The organism is Gammaproteobacteria bacterium, assembly GCA_037388465.1.
GTDB lineage: Bacteria > Pseudomonadota > Gammaproteobacteria > SpSt-1174 > SpSt-1174 > JARRKE01.
Genome location: JARRKE010000099.1, coordinates 1 through 6,919 on the forward strand (window position 1 = coordinate 1; position 6,919 = coordinate 6,919).

The window sequence follows — 6,919 nt, forward strand, 5'->3', positions numbered from 1 at the left end:
GTCGCCCGCGCCGGGGCCGGGGTCAACAACATTCCCGTCCAGCGTCTCAGCGATCTCGGCCTGCCGGTGTTCAACGCCCCCGGCGCCAATGCCAATGCGGTGAAGGAACTGGTCATCGCCGGCATGCTGTTGGCGGCTCGAAATATATGTCAGGCCTGGCGTTACACGTCCGAACTGGAGGGCGACGACGAGTCGCTGCATAAGCAGGTCGAAGCCGGTAAAAAACAGTTCTCCGGTTTCGAGCTGCCCGGACGGACCCTGGGAGTGGTTGGTCTTGGCGCCATCGGCGTGCAGGTGGCCAACAGTGCGCGCGCACTCGGGATGAACGTCATCGGTTTCGACCCGAAGATTACCGTCGAACGTGCCTGGCAGTTATCGTCAGGCGTGGTGCAGGGCGGCAGCATCGAAGAGGTCCTGCGCAGTTCGGATTTTGTGACCTTTCACGTTCCGCTGAACGACGCGACGCGCAATCTAATCAACGAGGAACGCATCCGGTTGCTGCCCGAAGGCGCGGTGCTGCTCAACTTCGCCCGCGACGGCATTGTGAACAACCAGGCCGTGGCGGCGGCGATCGAAGCGGGCCATTTGCATGCCTATGTGTGCGATTTTCCGGCACGCGAGCTGAAGGGCAAGCCGGGCATCATCACTCTGCCGCATCTCGGCGCCTCCACCGGCGAGGCCGAGGAGAACTGCGCCGTGATGGTGGTCGACCAGCTGCGCGACTACCTGGAAAACGGCAACGTGCGCAATTCGGTAAACTTCCCCGACACCATCTGGGGGAGGCCGGTGTGAATATTTTGCACATGATCAACGAATCACGCGGCGAACTGGCTTATACCCTGGTCGACGTCGAAGCGGACATCGACGAACCGACCCGCGCAGCCATCGCCGCCATCAGCGGCGTGCTCAACGTGCGCGTGCTGTGAGGCCCCATGTCTGAAGAACAAGAACTAAACGGATTGCGTGCACGCATCGATGAGCTCGACGCACAACTGCTGACGCTGATCAGCGAGCGTGCGCGTTGCGCACAGGACGTCGCCCACGTGAAGCAGGCGGCCGGCGGTGAGCCGGCCTTTTACCGCCCGGAGCGCGAGGCGCAGGTACTGCGCAAGATCATCGAGCAGAATCCCGGCCCGCTGTCGGGCGAAGAGATAGCCCGCCTGTTCCGCGAGATCATGTCGGCCTGTCTGGCGCTCGAGCAGCCCATGCGCATTGCCTATTTCGGACCTGCCGGCACCTTCACCCAGGCCGCGGCGCTCAAGCATTTCGGTCATTCCGTGAATACCGTGCCGTTGTCGTCCATCGATGAGGTGTTCCGCGAGGTGGAGGCCGGCACGGCGGATTACGGCGTGGTACCGGTGGAGAATTCCACCGAGGGTGTCGTCAGCCATACCCTGGACATGTTCCTGCAGTCGCCGCTGAAAATCTGCGGCGAAGTGCTGTTGCGCATTCATCACCATCTGCTGTCCACCCAGACGGACATGTCCAAGATCAAGCGCGTTTATTCCCATCAGCAGTCCCTGGCCCAGTGCCGGGAATGGCTGGACGCCAAGCTGCCGCAGGCGGAACGGGTGAGCGGAATCAGCAATGCCGAGGCGGCCAGGCGGGCCAAGGCCGAACCGGATGCGGCGGCAATCGCCGGCGAGGCGGCGGCCGAGTTGTACGAACTCCAGGTGCTCGCCCGCAATATCGAAGATCATCCCGACAACACCACGCGGTTCCTCATCATCGGCCGTCAGCAGGTGTCACCCAGTGGTCGCGACAAGACCTCGCTGCTGGTGTCCACCGCCAACCGGCCGGGGTCGCTGTTCAAGCTGATCGAGCCGCTGGCCCGCAACGGGGTGAGCATGACCCGTATCGAGTCGCGTCCCTCGCATTGCGTGAACTGGGAGTATGTTTTCTTTCTCGACCTGGAAGGACACGCCCAGGACGCCAACGTCAGTCATGCGCTGAAGGACCTGAGCGCAGAGGCGGACCTGTGCAAGGTGCTGGGTTCCTATCCCCGCGCCGTTCTGTGATTCGCTATGGGGATTGATTTCATTGCCCGTGCCCACTCGGGCGTGCAGGGGCTTCGACCTTACGAGCCCGGCAAACCCGTGGAGGAACTGGAGCGCGAGCTGGGCATCAGCGAAGCGCTCAAGCTGGCCTCGAACGAAAATCCGCTGGGCCCCGGCGAGCGGGCCATGACGGCGATTCGCGCCTATCTGGACGGGGTGGCGTTTTATCCCGACGGCAACGGCTTTGCGCTCAAGCGCGGGCTGGCCGAAAAACTGGGCGTGGATCCGGCCTGGATCACGCTCGGCAACGGCTCTAACGACGTCCTGGACCTGGTGGCGCGCGCCTACCTGGGGCCGGGCAGGAACGCCGTTTTTTCGCAACACGCCTTTGCCGTTTATTTCATCGTGACCCGGGCGGTCGGCGCCGAGGCAAAGCCGGCGGTCGCCAATCCGCCGGATCATGCCCAGCCCTATGGGCACGACCTGGACGCCATGGCCGAGGGGATAGATGCCGAAACGGGCGTGGTGTTCATCGCCAATCCCAACAATCCGACCGGTACCTGGCTGACGAGTGATGCGCTGCGGGCCTTTTTGCGCCGGGTGCCGGAAGAGGTGCTGGTGGTGGTGGATGAGGCCTACTGCGAGTACGTGACCGAACCGGACTACCCGAACGCACTGCAATGGCTGGAAGAATTTCCCAACCTGGTCGTGACCCGCACCTTTTCCAAGATCCACGGCCTGGCGGGCCTGCGGGTCGGCTATGCGGTATCCAACCCGCAGGTGGCAGATATCCTTAACCGGGTCCGGCAGCCCTTCAATACCAACATCCTGGGTCAGATGGCGGCGCTCGCGGCACTGGACGATGAGGATCATGTACGGCGCAGCGTCGAGGTCAATCATCTCGGACTCGAGCAGCTGCGCACCGGTTGCGAGACACGCGGGTTGAGATACATCCCTTCCGTAGGCAATTTCCTGACCGTCGACGTCGGGCACGAGGCCGGCGCGATTTATCAGGCCCTGCTTCGGGAAGGCATCATCGTCCGGCCCATCGCCGCTTACGGCCTGCCGCAGCATCTGCGGTTCTCCGTCGGCACCGAGACACAGAATGCGCGCGCCCTGCAGGCGCTCGACAAGGTTCTGGATTCATGATCGATCGCCTCACCATCATCGGTGTCGGTCTGATCGGCGGCTCCCTGGCACTGGCGCTGCGTCACTCCGGTTATTGCCGTGAGATAGTCGGGACCAGTCGACGCACCGAACACCTGGAGGAGGCCGTGCGACTGGGAGTGATAGACCGCTACAGCACCGATCCGGCTGAGGCGGTCAAGGGCGCGGACATGGTGCTGCTGGCGGTGCCGCTGGGCGCCATGGGGACGGCCTGTGCGCAGATCCGCGAGGCCCTCGAGCCGGGGGCGATCGTCACCGACGCCGGCAGTGCCAAACAAAGCGTGGTGCGCGATGTCGAGGCCGTGCTGGGGCAGCGCGCGACGTTCGTGCCGGGACATCCCATCGCAGGCACCGAACGCAGCGGTGTGGCGGCGGCCTTTCCCGAACTGTACGAAGGGCGCCGCGTTATCCTCACGCCACTGCCGTATTCCGATCCCGAGGCGGTCGGGCAGGTGCGCCGGATGTGGGAGGTCGCCGGCGCCGTGGTCGAAGAGATGAGCGTAGCGCATCACGACACGATCCTGGCCGTGACCAGCCACCTGCCACACATGCTGGCGTTTTCCCTGGTGGGCAGCCTGGGGCGCATGGGGGAGAGCGACGAGGTCTTCCGTTACGCAGCCGGCGGGTTCCGCGACTTCACCCGCATCGCCTCCAGCGATCCCGTGATGTGGCGGGATATCTGCCTCGCCAACCGCGAGGCGTTGCTCGATGCCCTCGAACACTTCCGTGAAGACCTGGACGGTTTGACGGAGGCGATCCGTGCAGGGGACGAGGCGCGCCTGCTGGATATCTTCGCGCGCGCCAAGGCGGCCCGCGACCGTTTTTGTCATTGACGGGCGGCGTGCTTTCTCGTCCGCATTTCCATCTTCATTGCTGAATCCGAAAGGCTGTTCGACATATGCCGAACTACACTGAATTTCATCTGACTCCCGGCGGGCATCTCGACGGCGAGTTGCGCGTCCCCGGGGACAAGTCGATCTCCCATCGCTCCATCATGCTGGGCGCCCTGGCCGAAGGAACCACCGAGATCGAGGGATTTCTGGAAGGGGAGGATTGCCTGGCCACGCTCAAGGCCTTCCGCGCCATGGGGGTGACCATCGAGGGGCCTGCCAACGGACGGGTGACGGTCCACGGCGTGGGGCTGCACGGCTTGAAAGCGCCGGGTTCGGCGCTCGATATGGGCAATTCCGGCACCTCCATGCGCTTGATGGCGGGGTTGATGGCCGGACAGGCCTTCGACACCGAACTGGTGGGCGACGCCTCGCTGAGCCGCCGTCCCATGCGCCGTGTCAGCGATCCGCTGTCCACCATGGGGGCGGAGATCGACACCGGCGCCGACGGCACACCGCCGCTGCGGATTCATGGCGGCAGTTCTCTCACCGGCATCGATTATGAGATGCCGGTCGCCAGTGCTCAGGTCAAGTCCAGCCTGCTGCTGGCCGGCCTCTACGCCCAGGGTCGTACCTGCGTGACGGAACCGGCACCGACCCGCGACCACACCGAGCGCATGCTGCGTGGGTTCGGCTATGCCGTGGAGACGGAAGGCAACCGGGTATGCCTGACAGGGGGCGGCCGCCTGCAGGCCACCGCCATCGATGTGCCGGCAGATATCTCTTCGGCCGCCTTTTTCCTGGTCGGCGCCAGCATCGCGCCGGGTTCCGACCTGACCCTGACGCATGTGGGGATCAACCCGACCCGGACAGGGGTGATCGACATCCTGCGCCTGATGGGTGCGGACATCGAAATCCTCGACCCGCGCGAGGCCGGCGGGGAGCCGGTGGCGGACCTGCGGGTGCGCGCCGCACCGCTGCACGGTATTCACATTCCCGATGAACTGGTGCCGCTCGCCATCGACGAATTCCCGGCCCTGTTCGTCGCCGCGGCCTGCGCGGAGGGCGAGACGGTGCTGACCGGGGCGGAAGAGCTGCGGGTCAAGGAAAGCGACCGCATCCAGGTGATGGCGGACGGCCTGATGGCCTGCGGCATCTCGGCGCGGCCGACGCCGGACGGCATCGTCATCCAGGGCGGCGCCCTGAGCGGCGGCACGGTCGAGAGCCACGGCGATCACCGCATTGCCATGTCCTTCGCCATGGCGGCCCTGCGTGCCGGGGGCGACATCCATGTCCGCGACTGCGCCAACGTGAACACCTCCTTCCCCGGCTTCGTGGAACTGGCCGCCGGCCGCGGATTGGGGATCAGCGCCCGATGAGCGGCGTGCCTGTCATTACCATCGACGGCCCCAGCGGTTCGGGCAAGGGCACCCTGTCGCGCCTGCTGGCCCGCCGCTGCGGCTGGCACTGGCTGGACAGCGGGGCCCTGTACCGCCTGACGGCACTTGCCGCGACGCGGACCGGCATCGCGCTCGACGACGTGCCGGCCCTGGCCGAGGCGGCCCGCGGGCTGCAGGTCGAATTTCCGGTCGATGCCGATGGGGAGTCCCGGGTTCTGCTGGCCGGCGAGGACGTGGGCAGCGCGATCCGCACCGAACAGGTGGGCAACGCGGCCTCCCAGGTGGCCGCCATCCCCGCTGTTCGCGAGGCGTTGCTGGCCAGGCAGCGCACCTTCGCCGCGCCCCCGGGGCTGGTCGCAGACGGCCGCGACATGGGGACCGTCGTATTCCCTGATGCCCCGCTGAAGATATTTCTCACCGCGAGCCTGGAAGAACGTGCCAAGAGGCGCTATAACCAGTTGAAGGAACAAGGACTTAGTGTTAACCTTCACGCCCTTTTTCGCGAGCTGGCGGAGCGGGATGCGCGGGATCAACAGCGCGACACCGCCCCACTCAAGCCCGCGGAGGATGCGGTTGAAGTCGACACCACGGGAATTGGCATCGATGAGGTGCTGGCACGGCTGGTCGAATTGGCCAGAAGCCGTGGTCTCGTGGCGTAGCTTCGTTGTGGTGGGCGTCCATGACGGATACCCGTTAATCAAAACCGTTCTGCTCAAGGAATTGAGGCAGGGCTTTGAACATTTAGAGTCAGGAACAACATGAGCGAAAGTTTCGCCGAACTGCTTGAACAAAGCCTGGGTTATACCCAGATGAAGCCGGGTTCGATCATCACCGGCACCGTAATCGATATCCGTTCCGATGTGGTTGTGGTCAGTGCCGGCCTCAAGTCGGAAGGTGTTATCCCCTCTGACCAGTTCACCAACGACAAGGGTGAGCTGGAAGTCAATGTGGGTGATGTCGTCGAGGTTGCGCTGGACACCGTGGAAGACGGTTTCGGCGAAACGCGCCTGTCCCGTGAAAAGGCAAAGCGCGCCAAGGCCTGGACCGAGCTCGAGCACGCCTTTGCCGCCAACGAGACGGTTACCGGCAAGATCACCGGCAAGGTCAAGGGCGGTTTCACCGTCGACCTCAAGGACATCCGTGCATTCCTGCCCGGCTCGCTGGTGGACGTGCGCCCCGTGCGCGACACCTCGTACCTCGAAGGCAAGGAACTCGAATTCAAGCTGATCAAGCTGGATCAGCGTCGCAACAACGTGGTGGTTTCCCGCCGCGCCGTTGTGGAGCAGGAATACAGCGCCGAGCGCGAGGCCCTGCTGAAGAATCTGCAGGAAGGCCAGGTCGTCAAGGCCATCGTCAAGAATCTCACCGACTACGGTGCGTTCCTCGACCTGGGCGGTATCGACGGTCTGCTGCACATCACCGACATGGCCTGGAAGCGCGTCAAGCATCCTTCCGAGGTCGTGAACATCGGCGACGAGATCGAAGTCAAGGTGCTCAAGTTCGACCGCGAGCGCAACCGCGTTTC

Annotated in this window: 6 protein-coding genes and 1 pseudogene; all 7 read left to right on the forward strand. The window is 64.4% G+C overall.

Features of this window, described 5'->3' with window-relative positions:
- A pseudogene (locus P8Y64_13020) lies at positions 1 to 926 on the forward strand (3-phosphoglycerate dehydrogenase family protein).
- 6 nt (positions 927 to 932) lie between these two features.
- Positions 933 to 2,018: a prephenate dehydratase gene (gene pheA, locus P8Y64_13025; protein MEJ2061387.1), complete on the forward strand. Its 1,086-nt coding sequence runs from the start codon at positions 933 to 935 to the stop codon at positions 2,016 to 2,018.
- A 6-nt stretch (positions 2,019 to 2,024) separates the two neighbouring features.
- Positions 2,025 to 3,146: a histidinol-phosphate transaminase gene (gene hisC / locus P8Y64_13030; protein ID MEJ2061388.1), complete on the forward strand. Its 1,122-nt coding sequence runs from the start codon at positions 2,025 to 2,027 to the stop codon at positions 3,144 to 3,146.
- Complete coding sequence (locus P8Y64_13035) at positions 3,143 to 3,997, forward strand: prephenate dehydrogenase/arogenate dehydrogenase family protein (GenBank protein ID MEJ2061389.1); 855 nt, start codon at positions 3,143 to 3,145, stop codon at positions 3,995 to 3,997. The genes hisC and P8Y64_13035 overlap by 4 nt, the downstream gene beginning before the upstream one ends.
- Positions 3,998 to 4,062: 65 nt before the next feature.
- The gene (gene aroA / locus P8Y64_13040) at positions 4,063 to 5,373 is read left to right on the forward strand and encodes a 3-phosphoshikimate 1-carboxyvinyltransferase (protein ID MEJ2061390.1); all 1,311 of its coding nucleotides are present in this window, start codon (positions 4,063 to 4,065) and stop codon (positions 5,371 to 5,373) included.
- Positions 5,370 to 6,053: a (d)CMP kinase gene (gene cmk, locus P8Y64_13045; protein MEJ2061391.1), complete on the forward strand. Its 684-nt coding sequence runs from the start codon at positions 5,370 to 5,372 to the stop codon at positions 6,051 to 6,053. Before aroA ends, cmk begins: the two co-directional genes overlap by 4 nt.
- Positions 6,054 to 6,152: 99 nt before the next feature.
- Positions 6,153 to 6,919: S1 RNA-binding domain-containing protein (locus P8Y64_13050; protein MEJ2061392.1), on the forward strand; the 767-nt coding region annotated here is incomplete at its 3' end.